The following is a 25,663-nucleotide window of genomic DNA, read 5'->3' as shown; positions in this document are numbered from 1 at the left end:
GTGGGCGTTAGGATGCTACAGCTCAACGGATATCTTCATCGAGCGCGGCTGTCCAAGATCCTCGGCCGAAGCCTGAGCTCCTCGTTCGAAGGTCCCGACGCTATTCGCGAGGACTCGCGCGCGCTGAAGCAGATCGTCAATTTCAACGCCTACTGTGGCTGCCTCATTCTGGACGCGTTCGGCCGGTCGCTGCTCACGAGCCTTCACGGCGAGCCCGTGCGGTCATCCGTCGTGCAGAGCAAGGGCGCGCTCAAGGACATCATCGTCAGCGGCGTCCGCGACCGCTCTCCTCGCCTTCAAGACCTGATCGTCCGCTACCAGCAACACCCCGAGGACTACTACCGCGAGACACCGGTCAACGGGCGGATCTACCACCAGCAGGACCGCTTCCTCGGCACAGCGCGCGTCAAGCGCTTTCGCCGGATCGCAGAGAAGGCGAGCCGCTACCTCATCGACTTCCTGTTTCGCGAGGTCAAGTCGAGGGCGGACGAGCTGGCCCAAGAGCGGGCCCGGCGTCTGGGCGTCGCTAAGAGCATGCTCTATACTCCCATCGAGGAGCAGATCGCCGAGTTCGCGCACGCGGAGCGGCGGGGACTGAAGCTGATCAGGGGCGGGCAGCTCCTTGAAACACTTCCGGCGCTGCCGCTGAACGACATCCTCGGGTTCAAGGTGCTCTGTGAAGGCCGGGAGGTTGCGGAGGTAACCGATCGCCTTGCCGACCTGAAGGAGTGCTCGATCGAGGAGCAGGAGGCTCACGCGGGCAGCTACAACGCTACACACCTTGTTGTCCGGTATCGTTGGCCCCGCGACACCGTCCTGTCTCATTCCCCGGCCGGGCGCGCGATGGAGATCCTGCTCGAGCGCGGCTGCTCGTGTGACATCCCGGAGGCGTTCACCTCGTTCGTCAACGCGGCCGAGGATGACGTGGTGATCGAGGTCATCGTGTGTTCCTGGGACGAGTTGCTCGAGTCGGAGATCGGCCGCTCGATGCACGAGGATCGCGTCCTGGCCCAGAGGAGCGATCAGCAGTACCAGGGCGGCGTGGCAAAGAACATCGAGTGGTTGATGGAGTACCTTTTCCGCTTCTGCCTCTCTCCGCTGAGCAGCCTCGACGAAATCCCCATCCACCTGTGGGCCCGGTACATGCCGGACTACATCGACCTGCTTCACGGCCAACTGGCGGGCACCTCGGCCGAGGCCGATTTCACCAAGGCGTGCCGCTGCGGCAACGTGGCATCGGATCGTGGCGTTTCGAATTTTAAATACGAACGGACAAATGAAAGTGCTTGACGACTTGGCCATATAGCCACATACCCGTCCGGGTCTTTCGGAGGCGTGCATGGTCGGCAAGGATGAAAACGTTTTTCGGCGGCAGGCGCGGGTGCGCGACACAGGTTCTGAAGGAGCGCGCATGACAAGGGCCCCCTTTTTTGAGCGCAGGATGCATATTTGGCCAAGTCGCCACTATATGAGAACGAGGAGGAAGTCATGAGTGATCAGAAACCCGCTATGTTGACCCACGAGAACGTGCTGTTTCCGTGCGGCGGCGGCTTCGCCAACACCGGGCTGGCGGTCTATCAGGCCTGCTACGAAACGGTCCGTGAGCTCGGACTGCGGAAGGTCTCGATGGGCTGCGTCGGCTCGCTGCCGCTGAAGAACGAGGGTGTGATCAAGAAGTCGATGGCCGCCAGGCGCATCATCACAGTGGACGGGTGTGCCAACCACTGCGCGCAGAAGCTCGCGGAGGCAGCCGGGCTGCCGATCGCCAAGTCGCTGGAGCTGGTGCGGGACACCGGAGCCAAGAAGGTGCCGTTGAGCCACGATCTGGAGGCCGGTCCGAAGGGTGTGGACGAGTACGTGCTGCGGTCGGACGTCGACGCGATGAAGCAGCTCATCCGTGCGGCCGTAGACCAAGTCTAGAGGGTCCCAAACCAAAGGAGAATACATGTCAATGCAAGGTAAGGCAGTGGTTGTTTGGAGCGGATCTTTGGCGAGTGGCAGTGGGCACGCCGACTTCGAAAGCGGAGCGGGCGGCAGGATCCCCGTGACCTGTGCCCTGGAAGACAAGGCGCCGGCAGGCAAGGCCAGTCCCGAGGAGTTGCTGGCCGCCGCGCACGCAAGCTGCTTCTCGATGGCTCTCGCCCAGGTGGTGACCATGGGCCACCATAAGCCCGAGCGACTCCGCGTGGCGGTCGCGACCACGCTCGATCAGGTCAATCCCAACGCTCCCTACCTGATCACGCGCGAAGAGCTGGAGGTGAGCGGCAAAGTGCCGGGGTTGGACGAGGCCGGTTTCTTGCAGGCGGTCGAAGGTGCCAAGATGATGTGCGCGGTTGGTCTGGCGATTAAGAGCAACGTCGAGATCGTGTATGCAATCCGTTTTGAGGCGTAGGAGACCCGGGGTCTATCTATCCACAGCAGCCGCTACCACCACCGCGACGGCGGGGCGTCGGGATGCCGCCGCAGCACGGGGCAGGCTCTGCCTTCTTTTCCTTCGCCGTCTCCTTCTCCTCGACCTCGACATCGGTCTCCTCTGGCACGTCCTCGGGGATCTCCTCGATGTTGATTGAGCAGCAGCCCGAGGCCTTCTTCTTCGACCCCTTGAGCCTGGCCCAGAATCCCTTCTTCTCTTCAGTCATTGCTTCTCTCCTGTTCAGATCACGTTGAAAACGAAGCCTGTGGCGACAGCGGTTATGAACACCACGGCGATGAAGACGGCAACCAGCCGAACCTTGAAGATCGCCGCGAGCATGCTCATCTCCGGGATGCTCATCCCGGCGCCGCCGATGATGAGCGCGAGGACCGCGCCCATGCTCATCCCCTTCTGGGTCAGCGCGACGGCGATCGGGATCACGGTTTCGGCGCGCACATACAAGGGAACGCCGACCACCGCTGCAACTGGAATGGCGAAGGGGTTGTCCGGTCCCGCGATGCGTACGACGAAGTCGCTCGGGAGGTATCCGTAGATGCCGGCGCCGATCGCCACGCCGATCACGAGGTAGACCAGGACACCTCGAAAGTCCCCCCAGGCGCCGGTGAAGGCGTAGCGTAGCTTCTTCCGGAACGTGGGCATGGTCTCGCGCTCCTGGCCGCCGGAGACCCGGACTCGCTTGACGTGCTTCTCGAAGCCAAGCGATTGCAGCAAGGCGCCTGCCAGCATGGAGGCCGCGAAGGTAAACGCCCCGTACACGACACAGGCCTTCCACCCGAGCAGCACCCAGAACATCGTGAGGATGATGGGGTTGAGCAGCGGCGATGCGAGGACGAAGGACATGGTGGCGCCAAAGGGGACGCCGGCCCGCAACAGCCCCACCGTCATCGGGATCGTCGAGCAGGAGCAGAACGGAGTCAGCGCACCCAGTGTGGCGCCGAGGAAGTTGCCCAGGAGCCCCTCCTTCGAGAGCCAGCGGCGAAGCGTCTTGTCGGAGACGTATTGCAGCACCAGACCTACGAGCGTGCTGATCCCGAGGAAGAGGGCGGTCAACTCGGCGAAGATCACCACGAAGAACTGAAGAGACGTCCAGAGGGAGTTCATCGCCCTTCTGCCTTTCCCGCATTCTGGCCCGCGCGTCCCGAAGCCTTGAGGGTGCGCTCCCGTCGCGCCTGCGCCTTGGCGCAAGGCGTGGGTTGCCCGGGAAAGGAGCGGTTGTGCATGAGCCACACGCTGAGTCGCTCGAGCACGGCAAGGGCATCCGGGCAGGCGGCGAGGGTCGTGCGCAACAACTCGAGGTGCGGCCGGGTCAGCTCCGACTCGAGCGCGCGCAGCGAGTAGTAGGACCACAGGCCTTCCTTGCGGTCGTTGACGACTCCTCCGTGAAGGAGGGAGCGCAGATGTCTGGAGGCCTTCGACTGTGTGATCTCGAGGGCGGCCACGAAATCACAGACACACAGCTCCTCATGGTTGAAAAGGAGCCACAGCATCTTGAGCCGCACGTCGTCGGCAAGGACTTTAAAAAACTGAGCTTGGGTCTGCATGTCGCCTCCAGTTCTTATAACCGTATACCCGGTTGTTCGGGTATTGTCAAGCCGAGGTGCTGAGGATCGACCAGAGCGCGTTCGGCGACCGAGAAACTGGGGCATTTGAGAGCCTCGGCCCCGTTCTGCGGGAGCGTGTGCCTTTGCCAGTTCCGGGTCGTCTCCAAGCTCCGTCGCAGCGCCGGGGACAAGCTGCTCTCGGCCATGCTCACCTCCCGCGTCAGCGAGATCGAGGGCGTGGATGATCCGAAGCGTCCCATCGACGAAGTCGAGGACGATCTCGGGTTCGTAGCGTGAGCGCCCGGCGATTCCGATTGACAATACCCGGTTAACCGGATATTCGAATCACCGAATTGGAGGCCGTAATGCGGACACTTGCGCAGTTCTTCAAGACTTTGGCGGACGAGAGCCGGCTGCAGATCCTCTGGCTGCTCTTCAAGCACGAGGAGCTGTGCGTCTGCGACGTCGTCGAGGCGCTGCGCATCACGCAGTCCAAGGCGTCGCGACACCTGACCACCTTGAAGCACGCCGGTCTCGTGACCGACCGCAGGGAGGGCGCGTGGTCCTACTACTCCCTCGAGCCGGTGGCGAACGCGTTGGAGCGAGCCCAGCTCGAGTCGCTCCTGACCGGGATGGAGTGCCATCCCGGCGCTGCCGATGTCCTTCGCGATCTGAACGCCTGGCTGGCCACGAGCAGCCGGGGAAAAACCTGTGCCGACAAGAGCGGGTGCAAGCCCGCCAACAAGAGAGGGCCGAAGAGGCCATAGAGAGGTGACGTGATGAGGTTGTCTTCGATGATGATCGTCGTGCTCGCGGTCGGGCTCTGGTCCGTGTCCGGGTGCTCCTCGCAGGAGCCCTCGTCCGAGGCGGCGAAGTCGGACACGGCGGGCGCGAAGGCCGCCGACGCCAAGGCCACGACGCCCGACGCGAAGGCGACCCCCGAGGCGAAGCCGGTCCCGATGATCGCGCTGGGCGACACGCGGTGCACCGACCCGAGCTGCAACACGAAGCGGCCCCTCAACTCCCTGAAGGTGATGATCCCCGGCCTCGTGATCACCGAGCTGGACTGGAGCTCCCCCGAGGGCAAGGCGGCGTACGCGGAGCACGGGCTCCAGTTTTTGCCGGCGTTCATCTTCGACCCGGCGCTGCAGGGCGAGGAGAAGGCGCTGAAGCGGCTCGCCCGGTCGCTCAAGCCCAGCGCCAAGGAGGGTTTCCAGGTCCTCCAGATGCGGGCGACCCACGATCCGACCAAGGAGATCTGCGACAACGGTACGGACGACACGGGCAACGGCAAGGCGGACTGCGACGACGACGACTGCAAGGCGGCGTTGGGGTGCCGCCCGGAGATCAAAGGCGACCTGCAGGTCTTCGTGATGTCCCAGTGCCCCTACGGCACGAAGGCGCTCGACGCGATGCAGGAGGTGCTCAAGGCGTTCGGCAAGGAGATCACGTTCGACGTCCATTTTATCGCGAGCGAGAGCGGTGACGGGTTCCAGTCGCTCCACGGCCAGCCCGAGGTGGACGAGAACATCCGCGAGCTGTGCGCCAAGAAGCTGGCGCCGAAAAACTACAAGTGGATGGAGTACGTCTGGTGCAGGGACAAGGACATCCAGTCCACGGCGTTCGAGAGCTGCGTCAAAGCCGCGGGGCTGAAGGCGGCGGCGTTCAACGCCTGCGCTACCGGCGACGAGGGGAAGCAGCTCCTGCGTGACGATCTGAAGCTCGCCCAGTCGCTCGGCATCGGCGCGAGCCCCTCGTGGATCGCGAACAACAAGATCAAGTTCGCCGGCATCGCACCCAAGGCGATTCAGGGCGGCATCTGCGGGGCGAACCCGGAGCTGGCCGGCTGCAAGGTGGCGCTCACCGGCCCCGAGCCCGGAAAGGGCGGTGGCGGTGGCTGCGGTGGCGGCGGCGGTTGCGGCGGTGGCGGGTCCTGCGGCGGCGGTGGGTCCTGCGGCGGCGGCGGCTCGTGCGGCGGTCAGTGACAGGCCTAGGCGCGGCGATGGAACCTATCGACACCAAGAAGGAGCTGGAGAAGCAGTGCGGTCCGGACTGCGATTGTGCCGCCGAAGGCGTGCCCGCGGCTCCGGCGAGCGCCGTACCCGAGGGTGATGCGGCGCAGGCGTGCTGCGGCCCCACGTGTGAATGCAACGCCCCGGCACCCCGAAGCAAGGCCAAGATCGTCGTCGCGATCCTGGTGCTCGCGGCGGCCGTGGTCGTCCTCGTGGTGAAGCTCGCCGGAAACGCGGGTAATCCCGCGCTCGACGAGGGACAATCCGAGATCAAGTCGAACGCTGCGACGGTTGTCCCGCTGGCCGCGAAGCCGCTGGGCTCGCTCTTCGAGCTCAACACGTCGGCGGCGGCGCTGGACGCCGTGCTCGTCGTCGTTCCGGCCAAGGAGGGCGGCGCGGCCGAGCAGGAGATCGCCCGGGAGGTCGACGCGGCCCGGCAGAAGCTCGTGGCCAAGGCGATGACCGTCGGCGTGTACTCCCTGCGCACCGACACTCCCGAATACGGCGCGCTTGCCGGGCGGCACAAGCTGCCCGGGGTCGTCGTCTTCGCCGGGGGAGGCGAGAAGGCGCTGGTCTCCGCGGCCAACATCGACGCTGGGATGCTCACCGGAACGATCACGGAGTCGAAGCTGCTGCAGGCGTACGTCGCCGCGTCGATGGGAGCCAGCGGCGGCGGCTGCAACTGCGCCAAGGGCGCGTCCTGCGGCGGCAACTGATCCATGGTCAACCACTTCGTCAACATCCTGCAGGACGCGGCGAACCAGCCGGTCGCGCTGCTGATCGCCCTGCTCCTCGGCGCCGTGAGCGCGGCCGGGAGCGCGTGCTGCACGCTCCCCACCCTGGGCATCCTGCTCGGCTACTCGGGCACGCGCGCCCAGAGCGACCGCCGCGCCGCCCTGCGCTTCTCGTTGACGTTCACGCTGGGCATCATCCTCTCCTTGATCATCATCGGGGTGATCGCGGGCTTCGTCGGGCAGGTCGCCCAGCAGTCCATGGGGCTGTACTGGAAGGTGTTCGCCGGGCTCATCGCCGTCGTCCTCGGGCTCGCGACCCTCAAGCTGATCCCGTTCCGCCTGCCGGCCGCGGTGCAGAACATGGTGGACCGGCCGCCCACCGTAGCCGGAACGACGGCTCTCGGCGTCGTGATGGGCGGCGGCGTGGCGGTCAGCTCGCTGCCGTGCAACCCGGGGATCTTCATCGTCCTCGGCGCCGCGATACTTCAGGGCGACGTCCTGTGGTCGCTCCTGTTGCTCGCGGCGTTCGCCATCGGGTTCAGCCTGCCCTTGGGGGCGATCCTGCTCGGCGTGTCGCTTGGCAAGACGATCCCGCTGGCGCAGAAGGCGGGCAACGGCATCAGGAAGGTCTCCGGCGTCATCCTCATCGCGGCGGGCTTCTACCTGCTCCTCTCCCTGTGAGGCGAAAGAGCGGAGCGGAGAGAGCAGGTCGGACGGAGGGGCCCTTGGAAAACAGGTTTTTCGGACACGGGTTGCTCATCAACGGGATCGTCTTCCTTTCGCCGAAGGACGCGCTCCCCTTCCTCGAAGCGGGCGCGATCCTCGTCGACCTCCGCGAGGGGCTCGAGAGGAACGGCCGCGAGTTCCAGGTGAACAACGTCATCCTGTTGCCGCACCGGCGCTTCAGGGACGAGCTCGGTTCGCTCCCTAAGGATCGCGCGCTGATCCTCGCGTGCTGCGTCGGCCTGGAGAGCAGGGACGCCGTCCGGCTCCTCATGGCCAATGGGTACACGTCGGTCGCCGCGCTCAACGGTGGGATGATCGCCTGGGAGCAGGACGGGATGCCGACCGTGATTGATCGTCGCGAGGAGCTCGCGGGAGGCTGCGCTTGCCAGCTCAAGCCGCGCAAGTACTACGGCTCGCGGGCAGGCTGTTAGCCACTTGACAATGTGGCCATTCGGCCACATACAATCCCCTGAGATCGGGAGGTGGCACATGGCGCGACGGGAAACGGACATCTTCAAGCGGCAGGCGCGGGTGCTCAAGGCGCTCGCCAACGAGTCCCGGCTCAAGATCGTCGATCGGCTGTCGCGAGGCGAGTGCTCCGTCGGCGAGCTGACCGACCTGGTGGGCACGGACCGCACCACTGTGTCCAAGCACCTCGCGGTGCTGCGCGCCCACGGCATCGTCGCAGACAGGCGGGAGGGGAACGTCGTGTACTACGAGCTGCTCACGCCGTGCGTCATGAGCTTCTTCTCGTGCGCCTCGCAGGTCCTGAAGGAGCGGGTGTGACATGAAGGAGCGCTGGAAGCTCGTCCTGATCCTGGCCGCGTTCGCGGCGTGCTGGTTCCTGCCCGCGGACAGCCCGCGGGTCGCCTCCGCCCTGCACGAGAGCCTGTCGCTCGTGAAGTGGTACGCGCGGGAGCACGTGCTCCTCTGCCTCGTCCCCGCCTTCTTCATCGCCGGCGCCATCAGCGTCTTCGTGAGCCAGGGCGCGGTGATGAAGTACCTGGGGCCGAAGGCGAACAAGCTCGTCTCCTACCCGGTCGCGGCGGTGTCGGGCACGATCCTCGCGGTGTGCTCGTGCACCGTGCTGCCGCTTTTCTCCAGCATCCACAAGCGCGGCGCCGGCCTCGGGCCCGCGATCGCGTTCCTCTACTCGGGCCCCGCGATCAACGTCCTCGCCATCATCCTCACCGCGCGCATCCTGGGGTTCGAGCTCGGCGTCGCCCGCGCGGTGGGGGCCGTCTCGTTCGCGATCATCATCGGGCTCGCCATGCACTTCATCTTCCGCAAGGAGGAGGCGGCCCGGCAGGAGGCCGGCGGCGTGGTCATCCCGGACGAGGTCAAGGGGCGCGCCCTGTGGCAGGACGGGCTCTACTTCCTCGCGATGATCGGCATCCTCGTGTTCGCCAACTGGGGCAAGCCCGCGGAGGGCGACACCGGCGCCTGGGCGGCGATCCACTCGGCCAAGTGGATCGTCACCGGCGTCTTCGGGGTGATGCTGATAGGCAGCCTCGTCGCGTGGTTCAAGAAGGACGAGCTGTCGATGTGGGTGGATTCGAGCTGGACGTTCGCCAAGCAGATCCTGCCCCTGCTCCTCGGCGGCGTGTTCGTGGCCGGCCTCCTGCTCGGCGGTCCCGGCGGCTCTGAGAAGGGGCTCATCCCGAACTCGTGGATCGCGGCCGCGGTCGGCGGGAACTCGCTGCTCGCCAACCTGTTCGCGTCGGTGGTCGGCGCGTTCATGTACTTCGCGACGCTCACCGAGGTGCCGATCCTGGAGGGGCTGCTCAAGGCGGGCATGGGCAAGGGCCCGGCGCTCGCGCTGCTCCTGGCGGGCCCGGCGCTGTCGCTGCCGAACATGCTCGTCATCCGCAGCGTGATGGGGACGAAGAAGACGGTGGTGTTCGTGGGGCTCGTGATCGTCCTCTCGACCATCGCGGGTCTCATCTACGGGGCGATCTTCTAGGAGCCATGGAGGGTGTCATGTCGGTCATCACGTCGTCAGTCGCCGCGAGCAGGATGACGGAGATCCTCGGGCTCGAGACCGAACCGGTCGCGGTCTTCTTGCTGCCGGCCGGCGCCGACAACCCCGCGTTCGAGGACTTCGCCGAGGTAACGGGCTACCGCTACTGCCAGCTCTTGATGCGAGCGCGGCACGGTGAATCGCAGCGATTGGCCCCTGAGGGCATCGCCTGCCCGGCGGCGGCGTCCGCGTTCGGCTTCAAGCCCCTGCCCGAGGGTCTCGCCACAGGCAAGGGGCTGGTCGGGTTCGGCATCGTGAGCGAGCCGGCGACCGGGAAGGCGATGTTCGAGGGGATGACGCGGCTGCCGCCAGGCAGTCTCGGTGGCATCGCCGTTTGCCCCCTCGCGGCGTCACCCGCCACGCCCGATGTCGTCGTAGTCGAGGGGCCGCCCGAGCAGCTCATGTGGCTTGCGCTCGCGGATCTCAATCGGGCGGGAGGACAGCGACGGCGCGGCGACACGGCCGTGCTCCAGGCGACCTGCGTGGACGCGACCGTCATCCCGCACGTCGAGCAGCGACTGAACTTCTCGCTCGGCTGCTACGGCTGCCGCGAGGCGACCGACATGGGCGTGAACGAGACGATCCTCGGCTTTCCCGGAGCCTCGCTCTCGGGGATCGTCGCGGCGCTGGAACAATTGAACGCGAAGGCCGTCGGCCGCTCTCGGGCCAAGGCCGTGTTTAATCACCTCAAAGAGAAACAGGAGAAACCATGAGCTGCACGACCGTTGGAACTCCGATGGACATTCTTCGCGCCGTCTCGCCCGAGGGTGCGAAGACCTACATGGACCACAGGGCGGCGACCATGGACAACCCCGCGCTCCAGGCGGTACCGGTCAAGTACAAGCTGTTGATCGGCATCGGTGTGGCGGCGTCGTTGCAGTCCTCGACCTGCACGACCATGTGGGTCAAGCAGGCGAAGCAGGCCGGCGCGACCGACGCCGAGATCGTCGAGGCCGTTCTGGTCGCGAGGCTGATGAAGATGGCCACGGTCAACGACACCGCGGCCGAGGCGCTCGCGTGGCTCGGCTCGGAGAAGAAGTAGTCGATGGAAGGAGCGAGCGAACAGCAGGCGCCCCCACCCTGCCAGTGCGATCAGCAGCTCGGCGGGGCGCTGCCGTGGCTGGTCGCCATCGGGATCGGTCTGCTAGTATTCGAGCGTTGGAGATCGCGGCGCGGGAAGAAGCGGGAAGAGCGAGAACGCGGGGCCGAAGATGGCCCCGAGCAAAGAGAGAAGCCATGAAGGTGAAGATCCTGGGTACGGGCTGCGCGAAGTGCAAGAAGCTGTACGCCGAGGCCGAGAAGGCGGCCGCCGCTTCGGGGGTGCCGGTGGAGCTCGAAAAGGTCGAGAACATCGACGACATCATGAACTACGGCGTGATGATGACGCCGGCGCTCGTGATCGACGAGAAGGTCGTGACGAGCGGCCGCGTGCTGTCCAGCGGCGACATCGCCAAGATGCTCACGGCCGCGGCGGAGAAGAAGAACGCCTGAGAGCCGCGCGCTCTCAACGGAGGGAGATCATGATCATGACGGGATTACCGAGGACGAAGACCATCATCATGCTGGCGCTGGTCGCGGCGGTCGCGGCGACGGGCTGCAACAGGCCGGCCGCCGCCGCTGGCGACGCGCAGAAGGCGACCGGCGACGTGCAGAAGGCCGCCTCCGACACGCCGAAGGCGGCGGCGAATCCGAACGCGGCGCCTGACAAGATCATCGTCTACTACTTCCACGCCACCCGCCGCTGCCCGACCTGCCTGGGGATCCAGGACAACATCGAGCAGACCATCAACGAGAAGTTCGCCGAGGAGACGACGGCCGGGAAGCTCTCCTTCGAGGAGGTCAACTTCGAGGAGGACGCGAACAAGCACTTCGTCGACGAGTACCAGCTGTCCTTCAGCACGATGATCGTGGCCGCGCAGGCCAGCGGCAAGACCGTCAAGTGGGAGAACGCCGAGAAGGTCTGGGAGCACGCGCACAACGCCCCGGCGCTGAAGGAGTACGTGGAGAAGATGATCCGCACGTACCTGGCGAAGCTGTGAGGCGGTGATGGAGTCCATCTGGTTGGGGATCGGCAGCGCCCTGTGGCTCGGGATCCTGACGTCCGTCAGCCCGTGCCCGCTGGCGACGAACATCGCCGCCATCTCCTACGTCGGCAAGCGCGTGGATCGCCCCGTCATGGTCCTCCTCTCGGGCCTCCTGTACACGCTCGGTCGGACGCTGAGCTACTTCGCCGTGGCGTTCATCGCGGTGAAGAGCCTCGTGTCCGTCCCCGCCGTCTCCATGTTCCTCCAGAGCAGGATGAACCAGGTCCTCGGCCCGGTGCTGGTCGTGGTGGGGGTGCTGCTGCTGGACGTGATCCCCTGGCCCTGGACCGGCGGCGGGCGCGGGTTCTCGGGCAAGCTGCAGGGCCGCGTGGACAAGCTCGGCCTCTGGGGCGCGGGCCTCCTCGGGCTCGTGTTCGCGCTGACCTTCTGCCCGCTCTCGGCGGCGCTGTTCTTCGGGAGCCTGGTGCCGCTCGCCGTGGCGCACGAGTCGAGCGTGCTGCTCCCCTGCCTCTACGGGATCGGCACGGCGCTGCCGGTGGTGGTCTTCTCGGTGATCATCGCCTTCGTCACCAACCGGGTGTCGCGGGTGTTCAACGCCCTGACCAAGATCGAGCCCTGGATGCGCCGCATCACGGCGGCGGTGTTCATCCTCGTGGGCGGGTACTACTGCCTGGTCTACCTGTTCAAAGTCCTCTAGCCGCGGTGTGAGAGGGGAGCCGCATGCTCGACAGCTTCCTAGCCAACGTCGGCGACTACGTCCACACGAACCCGTGGCTCGCGCTCGTCGCCGTGTTCGTGGGCGGCGTCCTCACCGCCTCGAACCCCTGCGTGCTCGCGATGATCCCGCTCATGATGGGCTTCGTCGCGGGCCGCAAGGAGGACAAGCCCGGGGGGCTGCGAGCCTTCCTGTTCTCGCTCGTCTTCATACTCGGGCTGCCAGTGCGATCAGCAGCTCGGCGGGGCGCTGCCGTGGCTGGTCGCCATCGGGATCGGTCTGCTAGTATTCGAGCGTTGGAGATCGCGGCGCGGGAAGAAGCGGGAAGAGCGAGAACGCGGGGCCGAAGATGGCCCCGAGCAAAGAGAGAAGCCATGAAGGTGAAGATCCTGGGTACGGGCTGCGCGAAGTGCAAGAAGCTGTACGCCGAGGCCGAGAAGGCGGTGGCCTCCTCGGGCGTGGCCGCTGAGATCGAGAAGGTTGAGAAGATAGACGATATCATGAAGTATGGCGTCATGATGACGCCCGCGCTCGTCATCGACGAGGAGGTCAAGGCGAGCGGCCGCATCGCGCCGGCCTCGGAGATCGTCACCTGGATCACGACCGCCGCCGCGAAGGCCAAGCCATGAGCGACGGCCAAGACTGCTGCTGCGCAACTGGGGTCCCGACGCTCATCTTCGCCTGCTCGGGCTCGTCGAACGTCGGCCAGCTCACGAACAGCCTGGCGCTGCGCCTCGCCCGGGAGAGCATCGGGACGATGTCCTGCCTCGCGGGGGTGGGCGCGCACCTGAGCGGCTTTGTCGTGCCGGCCAAGGACTGCGAGCGCCTGGTGGTCCTCGACGGCTGTGAGCACCGCTGCGCCCTCAAGACCCTCGAGCACGTGCAGGCGAAGCCGCACGTCTACTTGAACCTCACGGAGCACGGCTTCGTGAAGAAGCACGGGGTACTCGCGGACGAAGCGGAGCTCGAACGAGCGCACGCCCTCGCGACCGACCGGTTGAGGGGAGCCGCATGCTCGACAGCTTCCTAGCCAACGTCGGCGACTACGTCCACACGAACCCGTGGCTCGCGCTGGCCGCCGTGTTCGTGGGCGGCGTCCTCACCGCCTCGAACCCCTGCGTGCTCGCGATGATCCCGCTCATGATGGGCTTCGTCGCGGGCCGCAAGGACGAGAGGGCCGGCGTGCTGCGCGCGCTCGCGTTCTCGTTCGTCTTCGTGCTCGGGCTCGCTGTCTCCTTCACCGCGCTCGGGATGATCGCCGCGCTCGCCGGCAGGATGTACGGCGACCTCTCGGGCGTCTGGAACTGGATCGTCGCCGCGGTGTGCGTCGCCATGGGGCTGCACCTCATGGGCGTGGTCACGGTGCCGATACCGAGCCTCGGCGGGCGGTTGCAGCCCAAGACCCGGGGCTTCCTCGGCGCGTTCCTGCTCGGGCTGTTGTTCGGCATCGTCTCCGCGCCGTGCGCCGGGCCGATCCTGGTCGTGCTGCTCACGTACCTCGCCGGGTCGGGCGCATCGGTCGCCTGGGGCGGGACGCTGCTGCTGGTCTACGCGCTCGGCCACAGCGTGCTCATCCTGGTCGCCGGCACGTCGATGGGTGCGGCGAAGAAGCTCATCGAGAACAAGCGGGCGAACCGCGCGCTCGACGTCCTGCGCCGTATCGCCGGTGTCGTCATCATCCTGGTCGGCGTGTACTTCGCGTACAGGGGGTTGCAATGACGGAGGTTCACCAGTCCTTGATACGGCTCGATATGGATGGCGGACACGGGATCCCGGGCGGCGTCGCTGCCTCGGTGCTTCTCGAACACGATCAGATGAAGGTCCGGCGTATCGAGCTCGCCGCCGGTGCCCGAATCCCGCCGTGTCGGATGCAAGAGGACGTGGTGTTCGTCGTGGTCGCTGGGCGAGTCACGTTCGTCGCCGAGGGAGACGAGGCGCTCGTGGCCGCGCCGGGCGCGGTGTTCATTCCGGGAGGCGCGACGACGCGGAGCATGGAGGCCCACGAGGACTCGATGGTCCTCGGCGTGCTCTGCCGGCGCGGTGACGCCCCCGAGGGCGTGGGAGGACCAGGCCAGCCGTGATCGCGCTGTGGATCACCGCCGGTGCGGCGCTGCTCGCCTCGTTGGTCGCCGACCGACGGAAGACGCGTGCATCCTTGATCAGAGGGCTCAAGACGTTCTGGGCCATCGTCCCGCTCCTGCTCGGCGTGCTCGCGGTCGTGAGCCTCCTCATGGCGGCCGTGACCCCGGAGATGCTCCAGCGTGCGCTGTCGGGCTCGGGCCCGCTGCCGTTCTGCGCCGCACTCGGGGTCGGCAGCGTCGCGCTCGTGCCGGGCTTCATCGCCTACCCGCTCGCCGGGGTCCTGCGCGAGAACGGGGCGTCGACGCCGGTGCTCGCGGCGTTCATCACGTCGCTCATGATGGTCGGCGTCCTGACGCTGCCGATTGAGGCGAAGTTCTTCGGCTGGAGGGTCTCCTTGCTGCGCAACGGCCTCGCGTTCGTCGGGGCGGTCCTCGTGGCCGTCGGCATGGCGTGGGTGCTGCCGTGAGGGAACGCGGGAAGATCTCTTCCGTCGTCGCGATGTTCTGGCCCTTTGCGCTGGTCGCCGCGGTCGCGGGCCTCTGGGCCTACGGCCGCCTCGGCGGCGAGCTCGCGTACGGGGTTCGGGCCGGAGAGAGCCTCCTCGACTTCCTGATCGAGATGGCGCTCGTGCTCCCGCCGATGTTCCTCCTGGTCGGGCTGTTCGAGGTCTGGGTGCCCCGCGCGGTTGTCGAACGGCACGCGGGGAAGCGCGCCGGTTTCGCCGCGATCCCCTGGATGGTCCTGCTCGCCACGGTGCAGGCCGGGCCGCTCTACGGGGCATTTCCCGTGGCCGTCGGCCTCTGGCGCAAGGGCTGCGCGCCGCGGAACGTCTTCATCTACCTCGGCGCCTTCTCGGCGATGAAGATCCCGATGCTGACGTTCGAGGTGGCGTTCCTCGGCTGGAGCTTCTCGCTCGCGCGGACACTCATCACCCTGCCGGTGTTCATCGTCATCGGGGTCGTGATGGAGCGGCTGCTGCCGGCCGACTATCGACTGCCCGAGCCGGGCGATCCCCGGGCGGTTGTCAATGAGGAGGGAAGACCATGAGAAGGAGTGCCGTCGTTCAGAGTGCCGCGGCGATCCTGCCTGTCCTGTTCGTCCTGGGTTGCGGAGAGGCCGTCATGACCGGGGTTCCGGTCGTAGCGAAGGACGCTCCCCGTCGCGCCATGGGTGTCTGCCCGCCGTTCCAGCTCCGCGACGAGGCGGGCAACGTGATCGATCCCGTGAAGGGCGTAAACGACGCGGCGCCGTACTCGCCCAGGAAGACCTGCGGCGCGGAAGGCTGCCACGACTACGACAAGATCACCCAGGGCTTCCACTTCACGCAGGGCAAGGGGGAGAAGGTGCCGGCCGCCATGGCCGGGCGCTACGCCTGGGTGACCTCGCCCGGCAACTACGGCGGCAACTGGTGCTCGCCGGCGCCGCTCTACCGCCAGCTCGCGCCGAAGAAGAACGCGAGCGCGCGCGAAATCGACATGACCTCGTTCGACTTCGTGACCGCAACCTGCGGCGCCTGCCACCCGGGCGGCGGCCCGCTCGAGAAGGACCGCGACGGCAAGCGCTACGACGCGTGGATGGCCAACCCCGCCTCGGGGCTCGCCTCCGGCGGCGACAACCGCCTCGACGGCGACTACTTCAAGGCGCGCTGGTCCGAAACCGGGGTCATCGAGGCGGACTGCCTGCTCTGCCACATGCCCGAGTACGACTACAAGAAGCGCAACGGCACGCTCGCGGATCTCAACTTCCGCTGGGCCGCGACCGCCGGCGCGGGCTTCGGCGCGGTCGCGGGGAAGGTGAGCGCGGGCGAGCAGCCGACCGTCGCCTACGACAAGAGCAAGTTCGACCCCGACGGAAACGTCGTCGCCCACATCGTACCGGAACCGCGCAACGAGACGTGCCTGAACTGCCACGCCAAGCCCGACTGGAAGAAGCGCGGCGCATCGTACTCCCCGCGCACGGACGTCCACATGGTCGCCGGGATGCGCTGCGTCGACTGCCACGAGGCCGGCAGCCGCGCGGCCGACCCGCGCATCCGGGGCCGCGAGGTGCACCAGTTCGGCAAGGGCGACGACCCGTCCGGCTGGGTGCGCAACGACCTCGACGACACGGTCCGCTCCTGCGAGAGCTGCCACCTCGACGGCTGGCGCAACGCCCCGCGGGCGGATCACTCTTGGCTGCCGCCGCTGCACATGGAGGAGATCGCCTGCCAGACGTGCCACATCCCGGATCGGGCGGCGAAGAGCGCCCTCGTCCAGGCGAGCGACGTCTACAACCCCGCACCGCGGATCTCGCCGCCGCCCAAGCATATCTGGACCTTCTACGACCAGGAGATGGCGTTCTGGAACCACTACGGCGAGCTGGATCTGTTCACCCACAAGGACAAGCCGACTGACGTCACGCGGCCGACGCTCGTCCGCTACAAGGGCAAGATCTATCCGGTGAACCGGGTCCACGGCGCCTTCGTGGGCTTCGAAGAGCCGGGGAAGCCGGGCCTGAACCAGCTCTTCATGAAGGACTTCTTCCAAATGTGGACCCAGCACCGGGCCGATCCGAAGAACAAGTACCCGGAGCTCGCGGAGATCACCGACGACAACGGGGACGGAGTCGTCGAGGTGAACCGGCCTGCGGAGATCAACGCGCTGCTCGCAGCGAGCCGGGGGCACCTCGCCGCCACCGGCTTCCCGCTCGAAGGGCGGCGGCTGGTGTGGGTCGCGAACAGCAAGGCGTACTACTCGGCCACCGAGTCGCGGGAGCTGCCGCGCGAGGAGTGGGAGGCGACGGCGTACGCCTCGGTGTACAAGTTCTCGCACGACGTCGCGCCCGCGAAGGCCGCGCTCGGCTCCGGGGGTTGCGGGGACTGCCACTCGGCGGGAAGCCCGTTCTTCTTCGGCGCGGTGCTCGACACGCCGTTCGGGCCGGACGGGAAGCCCGTCTGGATCCCGCAGGCGCGCATCCTGGGGTACGACGGATCGCCCCCGCGGTACACGGGGCTCGCCGGCTCGGTCGCGGCCTTCTTCAAGTGGCTCACCATCGTCGTGATGGCGCTGCTCGTCGGGCACATCCTCCTGGACGCCGCGGCGCGGTTCCGCACCCGGAGGTCGGGGGCGAAGCGCGCCCCGACGGTGTGGGTCGAGCGCTTCAACAACCACTTCCGCGCCCAGCACCTGCTGCTCCTCCTCTCGGTCGCGGCGCTCTTCCTGTCCGGCCTGTTCCTGTTCGGGACGCGGTACCCGGGCGCGCATTGGGCGGCGGTCCTCACCGGCGCGCTCGGCGGGCTGGACTTCTGGCGGGTCTTGCACCGGCTGGCCGGCGCGCTGCTGATCGCCGCCGCGGGATACCACATCCTGTACTCGCTCATCCACGCCGAGGGACGCCGGGACTTCCGGCTGATGCTGCCGGTCGCCGAGGACTTCAGGCACCTGGGCCAGAACCTCCGGTACTTCTTTGGTCGCTCCGATGCGCCGCCGAGGTTCGGCCGCTTCACCTACTTCGAGAAGTTCGACTACTGGGCGGTGTTCTGGGGGTGCCTGATCATGATCGGGACGGGCCTCGTCATGTGGTTCAACGGGATCGTCCGCGCGGTCTTTCCGGGCATCACGCCGGAGATGCTCGACGCGTTCAAGGAGGCGCACGCCCACGAGGCGCTGCTCGCCTTCGCGGCGATTGTGATCTGGCACATGTACAACAGCCACCTGCGCTCCGGGCGGTTCCCGGGGAACCTCCTGTGGATGCACGGCCGGATGAGCCGTGAGGAGATGGAGTGCGAGCACCCTGCGGAGCTGACCGCGCAGGGCGAACAGGAATGAAGCGCCGCACGAACCGCCGGCTTCCGGCTCGGTACAGAGAGCGCGCGTGATCGCAGCCGCACCCCATCGGCCTGGAATGGCGAGCCTCCTTGCGGCGCTCGCGATCCTGGCGCTCGCCGGGGTGGCCGAGGCGCAGTCGTCCACGACCGTCCACGGCACCGAGACGCTCGTCATCGACTACGTGGGCGACAACGGGCCGGCGAACGAGGCGGTTTACGGGGACGACGACGAGTTCTGGGCGTTCCGCGACGTGTTCGACCTCGGGCTCGTCGCTCCGGGCGTCGAGACCGGGCTCCGATTCGACGCGGCGCTGTTCGCACGCCCGCCGGCGCCGGTCGATCCGGAAAGGTTCGTGTGGGGCGAGGGCGCGAGCGGCTACACGCTGCTGAACTACGAGGACGACTTCCGCCTGGAGCGCATCTACGGCACGGCGAAGCTCGGCGAACTCAGGCTCACGGCGGGCGACTTCTACGTGAGCTTCGGCCGCGGCATGATCCTGTCGCTCGTGAAGCTCGACGACCTCGGCGTGGACAACGCGCTGCGCGGCGGGCGGGTGGAGTACGCGCCCGGCGACCGGCTGAAGCTCACGCTCGTGGGCGGCGTCGTCAACTCGGTCAATGTGGACGTGATCACGCACGCCGTGCGCCCCGACGACCCGCTGGACCGCATCGCAGGTGCGCGTGTCGAGCTGCGCGCGGCCGAGCCGCTGATGGTCGGCCTGCACGGCGTCGTGATGCGCCCGAGGTTCACCGACGAGGCCGACATCGCACCGGAGCGCCTGTACGTCGACCAGGCGCCGGGGGTCGCGGTGGAGAGCGGCGGCGGGTTCGCGGAGCTCAGCTCGGGCGCGTTCTACGCTTACGTCGAGATCGACGCGCAGCGGCACGAGAGGACGCGGCAGCGATACGAGGCCCCGGACTGGGAGTCGGACCGCGTCTCGGAGCCCGGGCAGGCGCTCTTCGGCGAGCTCTCGTACGCCTTCAAGGCCGTCGGGCTCAAGGGGGAAGGGTTCTACTACCGCAGGTGGGTCATGGAGGGGCCGCCGCTCGGACCGGTGAACGAGTACACGCTGGCCAGGCCCATGGCGTACTCCCAGCTCGTGACGTTCGAGCCGCGCTGGCTGCCGAACCGCTCCCTCGGCAACGAGGCGGGCGGGCGGCTCACGGCCGACACGTTGATCGCGCGCAGCGACACGCAGATCACGGCGAGCGCCGCGGCGCTCGGCTACCTGGGCGCGTGGACGCGGCAGGGGGACTGGAGCGACCACGCCGACGTGTTCGTCGCGCACCCGAGGATCGAGCTCCGCCAGGGTTTCCCGGGCACGAAGCTCTGGATCTCCGCGAACGGTGGCTACCGGGAGGAGTTGGACACCGGGCGGCGCGACGACACGGGGAGCCTCTGGCATGTCGGAGTCGAGACGCTCGTGCCCCTGTCCGGCCCGCACGGCATAGACGCGGCCGGCGAGCTGCGGCGGCACGAGCTCTACGTCACCGAGGGCCCGCGCCCGTACTGGGTGGCGACCGCGAGCCTGCGCTACGACTGGGCGAGCCGCTTCTCGGTCGGGGCGATGTACGAGTACAGCGATCAGTCGCCCGGGGAGCGGGCGTCGATCAGCGGGTGGGAGTTGCCGTTGCCGCGGCAGCACTACCTCATGGGCGTCGTCAGCGGGCAGGCGAAGATCCCCGGGGGCACCCTGGTGCTCCGTCTCTACGGGGGCTCGCAGCGCGGCGGCGTCAAGTGCACGGGCGGCGTGTGCCGCGAGTATCCGGATTCGGTTGGGGTGCGGTTGGAGGCGACGTACCGCTTCTAGCGGGCGAGGAGCGCGTGATGAAGAGAAGCTCGGCGACGATGGCGGGACTGGTGGTCGGCGTGCTCGCGGCCGCGTGCGGTCAGGGAGATCCGGTGTTCCCGGACGACGGCGCCGCGGCGGAGTGCGGCGACTGGTACCCCGGGGCGTCGGCGGACGCGGGGGCGGCGTACGACATCGAGGTCGGCGCGACGTTCCCGTGCCTGGTGTGGGAGTCGGCGCGCGTGAACCACGAGGACACGTACTTCAACGCGGGTGAGCTGTACCTGGAGGCCAAGCACGGCGTCACCTCCGCCGCGGCGATGGTGATCGCGCTCGTCGGCGCCAACTGCGCCGGATGCCAGGAGCTCGTCGGTGCCTTGGCCGAGCACGAGGCGGAGCTCTCCGGCGCCGCGTTCATGGTCGGCGCGGTGCGCGACGACTTCGTGTCCGAGACGTCCCTCGATCACGCCGAGGAGGTGCTCGTGGATCAGGACGGGTGGCCGCTCGCGTGGATGGTCACCAACGACGCCGAGGAGCACCTGTCCGCCGACGAGTTCGAGGGCGTGCCGTGGGTGTTCGTCGTCCGCCTCTCGGACATGGAGGTCGTGGCGGGCGGGGCGGGCGTCTACACGCAGAACAACGTCGATGAGCTCGTCGCCTTCGTGCAATCCTTGGGAGACGGCAGCGCCGATCAGGAGGAGTACAGATGATGCGTCTTTCGACCTGCGCGTTCGTCGCGGCGTTGATCATCGGAGGGTGCGGCGCCCCTACGTCGTCCGCGGGCAGCGGCGCGGCTCGTCCGGCGGCGTCGGTCGGCGACTTCACGCTGGACGGGATCGACGGCAAGCCGTACTCGCTGTCCGACTACGTCGGCCGTGACGTCGTGCTCGTCGCGTTCTGGGCTACGTGGTGCGAGCCATGCAAGCGCAAGACCGTGCAACACCAGGAGCTGTACGACAAATACGGCGCACAGGGATTCGTCGTGCTCGCCGTCTCGATGGACGAGCCCGAGACGCAAGGACAGGTCCGCCTGTTCGCGCGGCAGCGGGAGCTCACGTTCCCGGTGCTGCTCGACACCGAGTCGCAGGCGGTCCAGCTGCTCAACCCGAGGCGGACCGCGCCGTTCACCGTGCTCTTCGGGCGCGACGGCCGGATCGCGTGGGAGCACGAGGGGTGGGTGTCAGGGGACGAGAAGACGCTCGAAGACGAAGTGGTCAAGGCGCTAGCGGCGAAGTGAAAGGGAGGACGGAATGACACGGAAATGCAGGCGCACAGGCGGCTCGACTCGTATCCTCGCCGTGGCCGCCGTTCTTTTGGTGTCGTTCTTTGCGGCATCGTGCGGCGAGGAATCGTCGCCTGGGGAGGTGGCGTTGAACGCGCTGATCCCGAGGGCGCCCGCCGACACGGCCGTGGCGAAGATCGTGTTCGTCGACCAGCTGTTCGCGTGTGCGTGCACGATGACGCGCATCGAAAACTCGTGGAAGGCGCTCCAGAGCATCATCGGGGGCTCGCAGATCCCGGTAGAGCGCGTCCATCTCGACAAGGATGCGGACGAGAAGACCGCGGACCGCTACGACGACATGGCCTCTCTCGTCGTCCCGCCGGGGATCTACTTCCTCGACTCGGGCGGCGCGCTCATCAAGATGTTGCAGGGTGAGGTCACCGTGAAGCAGATCAGCGACGTCCTGCAGACGCGGAAGAAGAAGGAGGCCCGATGAGGAAGGCCGTGTTCATGACGCCGGGCACGAGGGAGTTCATCGCCGGGAAGGGCGAGAACCTCGTCATCGCCCGGAACGCGTTCATGATGGGGTGATGACGCGCCGTGTACGGCCCGGTCGGGTCGCTCGGCACGCCGGAAAGCGAGGAAGGTCACGAGGTGTTCGACGCCGACGGCATCCGCGTCTTCGTCAACGCCGACGTGATGGCCGAGGTGAAGGCCGGCGTCCTGCGGTTCAACTTCGGACAGATGGGGTGGGCGCAGATCGCTCTCGATGCCCAGCCTGGTGAGCCCGCCGAGTCCTCGCCCGAATAGCCGGGACGGCGTGGTGATCTACGAGGTTGACGGGGAGCTCAGATCATCGCACATCGCCACGAGCGCGACCTCGGACGGTGCCACGACGTTGCGGATCGAATCGTCGTCCAGGCAGGGGTTCGGATCGACGTTGAACACCGGCACGTCCCGAGCGAGCGCGCCCTCGAGCACGAGCGCCGTGACGCCCACCGAGAACGACGTCCCGACGAAGATCACGAGCCGGGCCTCGCACCGGGCCGCGCGCACGACCTCCTCGAACCTGTAGTCCGCGTGCTGCGTGTAGTACTCGTCGAACCACAGGACGTGCAGGCGCAACGGGCCGCCGCAGGCCGGGCAGCGCGGAACGTTCTCGAGAGTCGGCGCCGCGCGGAACGGCTCGAGATCGACTTCGGCCGCAGGGACGCTGCCCGTCGGCGGGCCGCACGCGCACCCCTCGCGATCACAGCGGTACCTGTCGCTCGTGCCGTGGACCTTGATGAGCCGCTCGGAGCCGGCCCGCTCGTGCAGCGTGTCGATGTTCTGGGTCACGAGCAGGAAGCCGCCGCCCTGCGCGACCTGCCACCGCTCGAGCGCCGCGAGCGCGAGGTGGCCCGGGTTCGGCCGCGCGTCGCGCAGCCGGTCGAACCGCGAGAGGTACCAGGCCCACGATCCGGCCGGGTCCTCGACCCAGAACCGGTGCGTCCCGAGCTCGGTCACGTCGCGTTTCCAGACGGCGCCAGGATCGTTCCCGCGGAAGGTGGGGACGCCGCTCGCGAGGCTCACCCCGGCGCCGGTGACCACGAGGATCGGGTCGCGTGCGGCCGCGCGCACGGCGGCGGCGAGCTCGGGCAATCCCGGGACGTTCGCCGACATCGCGGCTGGTCAGGGCTTCGCCGCGTCCGGGGCTTCGGGCATGAGGGAGCGGCCTCGGAAGACGGCGCCGCGCTCGATGTGGAACGCGGGCGTGACGACGTCACCGACGAGCTGGCCCGGCGGCGCCAGCTCGACCGCGTGGTGCGCCACGACCTGGGCCTCGACCAGGCCGCCGGTGACGATGAGGGTGCCAACCTCGATGCGCCCGCGCACGCAGCCGCCGGCCGCGACGACGAGCGTCCCCTCGGCGAGCACCTCGCCGTCGAAACGCCCCTCGATCCGCACGGTGCCGAGGAAGGTGAGCTTCCCGTTGAACTCGCTGTCCTTCCCGAGGAGGGACCCGGTCTCCACATGGGCTTCGGTCATGCGGCGACTCTAACCGATCCGCAGCTCGGTCGCCACCACGCGGTTCCGGCCCGCCGCCTTGGCCGCGTACAGGTTCACGTCCGCCTGCCGGACGAGATCGGCCGCGGCCACGTCGCACCCGCCCGGCGCGGTGCAGACCCCGACGCTGATCGTCACCGGGATCCGCGCGTCCCCCTGGGCGCGGATCACAAGGCCCTCGACCTCCGCCCGCAGCCGCTCGCCGAGCGCGAGGCCGCCCACCGCCGTGATGCCGCGCGCGAAGACCGTGAACTCCTCGCCGCCGTACCGCGCGAAGACGTCCTCGTGGCGCAGCATCTCCATGATCGTCCGCGCGACGGACTGCAGCACCTGGTCGCCGGCCTGGTGGCCCCACGAGTCGTTCACCTTCTTGAAGTGGTCGAGATCGATGACGGCGAGCGTCACGGACACGCCGTGGCGCTTGGCGAACGACAGCTCCGCCGCGAGCCGCTCGTCGAAGTGCCTCCTGTTGAACGCGCCGGTGAGCGCGTCGCGCACCGCGGACTCGTACATCTTGAGCTGGAACACGAGGTCGAGCTTGTCCTGCATCACGAACTTGAGGATCGTGCGCTTGCCGAGCAGCACCTTGTCGCCCTCGGCGAGCCTGTGCCGATCGACCCGCGCCCCGTCGACGAACACGCCGTTCGTGCTTCCGAGGTCCTCGATGACGAACGCGCCGGACGGCTCCCTGCCGACGCGCGCGTGGCGCCGCGAGATGCCGTCGTCGCGGATGACGCCGTCGCACTCGGTGTCCCTGCCGATCACGGTCGCCCGGTTGTCGGCGAGGAGGATCGTGTCGCCGACGTCCAGCCCGCCGATGACGACGAACGCCGCCCGGCGCTCGGAGCAGGGGCGCGCGATCTCGGCCGCCGATTCGCGATCGAGCTGCAACGTCATCTCGGCCGTGGGGCGCGGCTTGCGCTTTTCACTCGACTCCATCTTCGCCTCCGGGCCACGGGACGTGATATGGTCCGCACATGAGCGCAAAGGATACACCGATCGCGTCGAAAAAGATCACCGCTGCGCACGCCGAGGCCGTCGCCGCGCTCGCCGGGCTGGGCGCGCCGAGGTCGTCGCCCGGACGGCCCGCGGAACCTTCATCCATGGCGGGACGCATCGAGCACACGCTCCTCGCGAGCTCCGCGACGGAGGAGGACGTCCGCCGCGTGTGCCGGGAGGCGGAGCGGCACGAGCTCCGCGCCGTGTGCTGCCTGCCGCGGGACGTCGCCGCGTGCCGACGGCGCCTCGACGGCACCGCGGTGCTCGTCGTGACGGTCCTCGACTTCCCGCTCGCGGGCGGCGGCGCGGCCGAGGACGAGTGCCGGCGCGCGGTGGAGGCGGGCGCGGACGAGGTCGACATGGTCGTCGATCTCCGCGCGCTGCGATCCGGCCGCCTCGTCGTGGCGGCGCGCGGGGTGCGGCGCGTGGTCAAGGCGGCGCGCGGGCGACCGGTCAAGGTGATCCTGGAGACCGGGCTGCTCACGCCGGAGCAGATCGCGGCCGGCGCGGCGGTCGTCGAGATCGGCGGCGCGGCGTTCGCGAAGACCTCGACCGGGTACGGGCCGCGCGGCGCGAACGTCGAGGACATCCGCATCCTGCGCGCCGTGCTCGGCGACAGGCTCGGCATCAAGGCGTCCGGCGGCATTCGGGATAGCAAAGCGGCCGAGGCGATGGTTGCCGCGGGCGCGGATCTCATCGGCACGTCGAACGGCCCGGCCTGCGCCGGGTAGCACCCGTCCAGCGCGGACCGCGAAGATCTCAACGCCCCCGCCTGTAGGAGTAGTAGCCGAGCACCGCCTCGACGGCCTTCCTGATGGCGACGTTGATGGGATGGTAGGCCATGAGGCTCGGGTCCACGGCGTTCAACACCATGCGGTAGTCGGGCCCCACGGGGATAGAGATCAGACCTTCCCCCACGGCGTCCTCGACGGCGAGAAAGCGATCCTTGTCGTGCTCCTTGATGACGCGGCAGGCGGCGTAATGGGTCCTTCCGTTGCGATCCACGATCCCGGAGAACCCGAAGAGCCGGCAGATGAGGCCGCGGTCGGCGTAGACCGTGCATCTTCCGGGAGCGGCGGCGTCCTCGGCCGGATCGAGGAAGACACAGGTTTTCCCCGCATCCCGCGAGGACAGGGACTCGAGGAGCTCCACCGCGCAGTTCTGCCGGTGCAGGTGGTACGCGAGCGGGAGGAGCTCGAGCGTCGACGCCTCGATCCGGTCTGGCGTGCAGCAGGCGCCGCAGCCGCGGATGCACGAGACCCCGGCGGCCTTCTGGAACGCCGCCACGTCGCGACTGAGCGCCCGAAACACCCTCTCGACCGCTTGGACTTTGCGATAGAGCTGCATTCGGCCGTGAGCGGCGTTCCTAGGAGCCTGTTGCGCATAAGCCCGCCGCGCTGACTTGCCGACTGGTTCGACTCCGCGGAGTTCGGATTCGCTTTCGCGGAAATCGAGTGTTCGGAGACGCCGTTCGGCGGCGAGGGTGGCTTCC

36 protein-coding genes and 1 pseudogene are annotated in these 25,663 nt (G+C 67.8%); 30 read left to right on the top strand and 7 right to left on the bottom strand.

Annotated elements, in window-relative coordinates:
- Positions 1–12: 12 nt before the first annotated feature.
- The 3 genes from M0R80_07095 to M0R80_07085 all read left to right on the top strand — a co-directional run bounded on the left by M0R80_07095 (position 13) and on the right by M0R80_07085 (position 2,392).
- Complete coding sequence (locus M0R80_07095) at positions 13–1,290, top strand: hypothetical protein (protein ID MCK9459389.1); 1,278 nt, start codon at positions 13–15, stop codon at positions 1,288–1,290.
- A 198-nt stretch (positions 1,291–1,488) separates the two neighbouring features.
- On the top strand, positions 1,489–1,920 hold the full coding sequence (locus M0R80_07090; GenBank protein MCK9459388.1) for a putative zinc-binding protein: 432 nt from the start codon (positions 1,489–1,491) through the stop codon (positions 1,918–1,920).
- Positions 1,921–1,951: 31 nt separating this feature from the next.
- Positions 1,952–2,392 (top strand): OsmC family peroxiredoxin, encoded by a 441-nt coding sequence (locus tag M0R80_07085; GenBank protein MCK9459387.1) that lies wholly within the window; start codon positions 1,952–1,954, stop codon positions 2,390–2,392.
- A 16-nt stretch (positions 2,393–2,408) separates the two neighbouring features.
- Here M0R80_07085 and M0R80_07080 read toward each other — a convergent pair whose 3' ends face one another.
- The 3 genes from M0R80_07080 to M0R80_07070 are packed head-to-tail and all read right to left on the bottom strand — an operon-like array spanning position 2,409 to position 3,975.
- The gene (locus tag M0R80_07080; GenBank protein MCK9459386.1) at positions 2,409–2,639 is read right to left on the bottom strand and encodes a hypothetical protein; all 231 of its coding nucleotides are present in this window, start codon (positions 2,637–2,639) and stop codon (positions 2,409–2,411) included.
- Positions 2,640–2,653: 14 nt separating this feature from the next.
- Positions 2,654–3,535, bottom strand: coding sequence for a permease (locus M0R80_07075; protein MCK9459385.1), 882 nt, complete (start codon positions 3,533–3,535; stop codon positions 2,654–2,656).
- Complete coding sequence (locus M0R80_07070) at positions 3,532–3,975, bottom strand: metalloregulator ArsR/SmtB family transcription factor (GenBank protein ID MCK9459384.1); 444 nt, start codon at positions 3,973–3,975, stop codon at positions 3,532–3,534. Before M0R80_07070 ends, M0R80_07075 begins: the two co-directional genes overlap by 4 nt.
- 105 nt (positions 3,976–4,080) lie before the next feature.
- Here M0R80_07070 and M0R80_07065 point away from each other — a divergent pair, with 105 nt between their 5' ends.
- From M0R80_07065 to M0R80_06940, 26 genes and pseudogenes are all read left to right on the top strand, one after another.
- The gene (locus tag M0R80_07065) at positions 4,081–4,272 is read left to right on the top strand and encodes a hypothetical protein (GenBank protein MCK9459383.1); all 192 of its coding nucleotides are present in this window, start codon (positions 4,081–4,083) and stop codon (positions 4,270–4,272) included.
- A 68-nt stretch (positions 4,273–4,340) separates the two neighbouring features.
- Entirely contained in the window at positions 4,341–4,742 is a 402-nt protein-coding gene (locus M0R80_07060; GenBank protein ID MCK9459382.1) for a metalloregulator ArsR/SmtB family transcription factor, read from the top strand.
- A gap of 12 nt (positions 4,743–4,754) precedes the next feature.
- Complete coding sequence (locus tag M0R80_07055) at positions 4,755–5,960, top strand: hypothetical protein (GenBank protein ID MCK9459381.1); 1,206 nt, start codon at positions 4,755–4,757, stop codon at positions 5,958–5,960.
- 17 nt (positions 5,961–5,977) lie between these two features.
- A complete protein-coding gene (locus M0R80_07050; GenBank protein ID MCK9459380.1) occupies positions 5,978–6,703 on the top strand; it encodes a hypothetical protein in 726 nt (241 codons plus the stop codon).
- 3 nt (positions 6,704–6,706) lie between these two features.
- Positions 6,707–7,402 (top strand): hypothetical protein, encoded by a 696-nt coding sequence (locus M0R80_07045; GenBank protein MCK9459379.1) that lies wholly within the window; start codon positions 6,707–6,709, stop codon positions 7,400–7,402.
- 44 nt (positions 7,403–7,446) lie between these two features.
- Positions 7,447–7,878 carry a rhodanese-like domain-containing protein gene (locus M0R80_07040; protein MCK9459378.1) on the top strand — a complete coding sequence of 144 codons (432 nt, stop codon included), beginning with the start codon at positions 7,447–7,449 and terminating at the stop codon, positions 7,876–7,878.
- 58 nt (positions 7,879–7,936) lie between these two features.
- Positions 7,937–8,233, top strand: coding sequence for a metalloregulator ArsR/SmtB family transcription factor (locus tag M0R80_07035; GenBank protein ID MCK9459377.1), 297 nt, complete (start codon positions 7,937–7,939; stop codon positions 8,231–8,233).
- A 1-nt stretch (position 8,234) separates the two neighbouring features.
- A complete protein-coding gene (locus tag M0R80_07030) occupies positions 8,235–9,410 on the top strand; it encodes a permease (protein ID MCK9459376.1) in 1,176 nt (391 codons plus the stop codon).
- 17 nt (positions 9,411–9,427) lie between these two features.
- Complete coding sequence (locus M0R80_07025; protein ID MCK9459375.1) at positions 9,428–10,180, top strand: DUF169 domain-containing protein; 753 nt, start codon at positions 9,428–9,430, stop codon at positions 10,178–10,180.
- A complete protein-coding gene (locus tag M0R80_07020) occupies positions 10,177–10,509 on the top strand; it encodes a carboxymuconolactone decarboxylase family protein (protein MCK9459374.1) in 333 nt (110 codons plus the stop codon). The genes M0R80_07025 and M0R80_07020 overlap by 4 nt, the downstream gene beginning before the upstream one ends.
- 194 nt (positions 10,510–10,703) lie before the next feature.
- Complete coding sequence (locus M0R80_07015) at positions 10,704–10,958, top strand: thioredoxin family protein (GenBank protein ID MCK9459373.1); 255 nt, start codon at positions 10,704–10,706, stop codon at positions 10,956–10,958.
- Positions 10,959–10,993: 35 nt separating this feature from the next.
- A complete protein-coding gene (locus tag M0R80_07010) occupies positions 10,994–11,506 on the top strand; it encodes a nitrophenyl compound nitroreductase subunit ArsF family protein (protein ID MCK9459372.1) in 513 nt (170 codons plus the stop codon).
- A 7-nt stretch (positions 11,507–11,513) separates the two neighbouring features.
- Entirely contained in the window at positions 11,514–12,209 is a 696-nt protein-coding gene (locus M0R80_07005; protein MCK9459371.1) for an aromatic aminobenezylarsenical efflux permease ArsG family transporter, read from the top strand.
- 152 nt (positions 12,210–12,361) lie between these two features.
- Positions 12,362–12,394: pseudogene (locus M0R80_07000) on the top strand (hypothetical protein).
- A 207-nt stretch (positions 12,395–12,601) separates the two neighbouring features.
- On the top strand, positions 12,602–12,856 hold the full coding sequence (locus tag M0R80_06995; GenBank protein MCK9459370.1) for a thioredoxin family protein: 255 nt from the start codon (positions 12,602–12,604) through the stop codon (positions 12,854–12,856).
- Complete coding sequence (locus tag M0R80_06990; protein MCK9459369.1) at positions 12,853–13,257, top strand: putative zinc-binding protein; 405 nt, start codon at positions 12,853–12,855, stop codon at positions 13,255–13,257. Before M0R80_06995 ends, M0R80_06990 begins: the two co-directional genes overlap by 4 nt.
- Positions 13,239–13,946: a cytochrome c biogenesis protein CcdA gene (locus M0R80_06985; protein MCK9459368.1), complete on the top strand. Its 708-nt coding sequence runs from the start codon at positions 13,239–13,241 to the stop codon at positions 13,944–13,946. Before M0R80_06990 ends, M0R80_06985 begins: the two co-directional genes overlap by 19 nt.
- Before the next feature lie 32 nt (positions 13,947–13,978).
- Positions 13,979–14,308 (top strand): hypothetical protein, encoded by a 330-nt coding sequence (locus tag M0R80_06980; GenBank protein ID MCK9459367.1) that lies wholly within the window; start codon positions 13,979–13,981, stop codon positions 14,306–14,308.
- Positions 14,305–14,775, top strand: coding sequence for a permease (locus tag M0R80_06975; protein MCK9459366.1), 471 nt, complete (start codon positions 14,305–14,307; stop codon positions 14,773–14,775). The genes M0R80_06980 and M0R80_06975 overlap by 4 nt, the downstream gene beginning before the upstream one ends.
- Complete coding sequence (locus M0R80_06970; protein MCK9459365.1) at positions 14,772–15,356, top strand: permease; 585 nt, start codon at positions 14,772–14,774, stop codon at positions 15,354–15,356. The genes M0R80_06975 and M0R80_06970 overlap by 4 nt, the downstream gene beginning before the upstream one ends.
- Positions 15,353–18,115, top strand: coding sequence for a DUF4405 domain-containing protein (locus tag M0R80_06965; protein ID MCK9459364.1), 2,763 nt, complete (start codon positions 15,353–15,355; stop codon positions 18,113–18,115). The genes M0R80_06970 and M0R80_06965 overlap by 4 nt, the downstream gene beginning before the upstream one ends.
- Positions 18,116–18,191: 76 nt before the next feature.
- Complete coding sequence (locus tag M0R80_06960; GenBank protein MCK9459363.1) at positions 18,192–19,925, top strand: DUF6029 family protein; 1,734 nt, start codon at positions 18,192–18,194, stop codon at positions 19,923–19,925.
- 17 nt (positions 19,926–19,942) lie between these two features.
- The gene (locus tag M0R80_06955; GenBank protein ID MCK9459362.1) at positions 19,943–20,614 is read left to right on the top strand and encodes a hypothetical protein; all 672 of its coding nucleotides are present in this window, start codon (positions 19,943–19,945) and stop codon (positions 20,612–20,614) included.
- Positions 20,611–21,141: a TlpA family protein disulfide reductase gene (locus M0R80_06950; GenBank protein MCK9459361.1), complete on the top strand. Its 531-nt coding sequence runs from the start codon at positions 20,611–20,613 to the stop codon at positions 21,139–21,141. Before M0R80_06955 ends, M0R80_06950 begins: the two co-directional genes overlap by 4 nt.
- Before the next feature lie 13 nt (positions 21,142–21,154).
- Positions 21,155–21,622, top strand: a complete 468-nt coding sequence (locus M0R80_06945) for a hypothetical protein (protein MCK9459360.1) — start codon at positions 21,155–21,157, stop codon at positions 21,620–21,622.
- A 104-nt stretch (positions 21,623–21,726) separates the two neighbouring features.
- Positions 21,727–21,936 carry a hypothetical protein gene (locus M0R80_06940; protein ID MCK9459359.1) on the top strand — a complete coding sequence of 70 codons (210 nt, stop codon included), beginning with the start codon at positions 21,727–21,729 and terminating at the stop codon, positions 21,934–21,936.
- 18 nt (positions 21,937–21,954) lie between these two features.
- Here the strand turns inward: M0R80_06940 and M0R80_06935 are convergent, their stop codons facing one another.
- From M0R80_06935 to M0R80_06925, 3 genes are read right to left on the bottom strand one after another with little or no spacing between them, the layout of a single operon-like run.
- On the bottom strand, positions 21,955–22,788 hold the full coding sequence (locus M0R80_06935) for an RNA polymerase subunit sigma (GenBank protein MCK9459358.1): 834 nt from the start codon (positions 22,786–22,788) through the stop codon (positions 21,955–21,957).
- Positions 22,789–22,797: 9 nt separating this feature from the next.
- The gene (locus M0R80_06930) at positions 22,798–23,154 is read right to left on the bottom strand and encodes a polymer-forming cytoskeletal protein (protein ID MCK9459357.1); all 357 of its coding nucleotides are present in this window, start codon (positions 23,152–23,154) and stop codon (positions 22,798–22,800) included.
- 9 nt (positions 23,155–23,163) lie between these two features.
- Positions 23,164–24,111: a GGDEF domain-containing protein gene (locus M0R80_06925; protein ID MCK9459356.1), complete on the bottom strand. Its 948-nt coding sequence runs from the start codon at positions 24,109–24,111 to the stop codon at positions 23,164–23,166.
- 38 nt (positions 24,112–24,149) lie between these two features.
- Here M0R80_06925 and deoC point away from each other — a divergent pair, with 38 nt between their 5' ends.
- The gene (gene deoC, locus M0R80_06920; protein ID MCK9459355.1) at positions 24,150–24,902 is read left to right on the top strand and encodes a deoxyribose-phosphate aldolase; all 753 of its coding nucleotides are present in this window, start codon (positions 24,150–24,152) and stop codon (positions 24,900–24,902) included.
- 28 nt (positions 24,903–24,930) lie between these two features.
- On the opposite strand, the gene M0R80_06915 is transcribed toward deoC, so the two are convergent.
- Positions 24,931–25,518 (bottom strand): YkgJ family cysteine cluster protein, encoded by a 588-nt coding sequence (locus tag M0R80_06915; protein ID MCK9459354.1) that lies wholly within the window; start codon positions 25,516–25,518, stop codon positions 24,931–24,933.
- Between the last annotated feature and the right edge of the window lie 145 nt (positions 25,519–25,663).

The organism is Pseudomonadota bacterium (assembly GCA_023229365.1).
GTDB lineage: Bacteria > Myxococcota_A > Polyangia > JAAYKL01 > JAAYKL01 > JALNZK01.
This window is presented reverse-complemented; position numbering and strand designations above follow the sequence as displayed.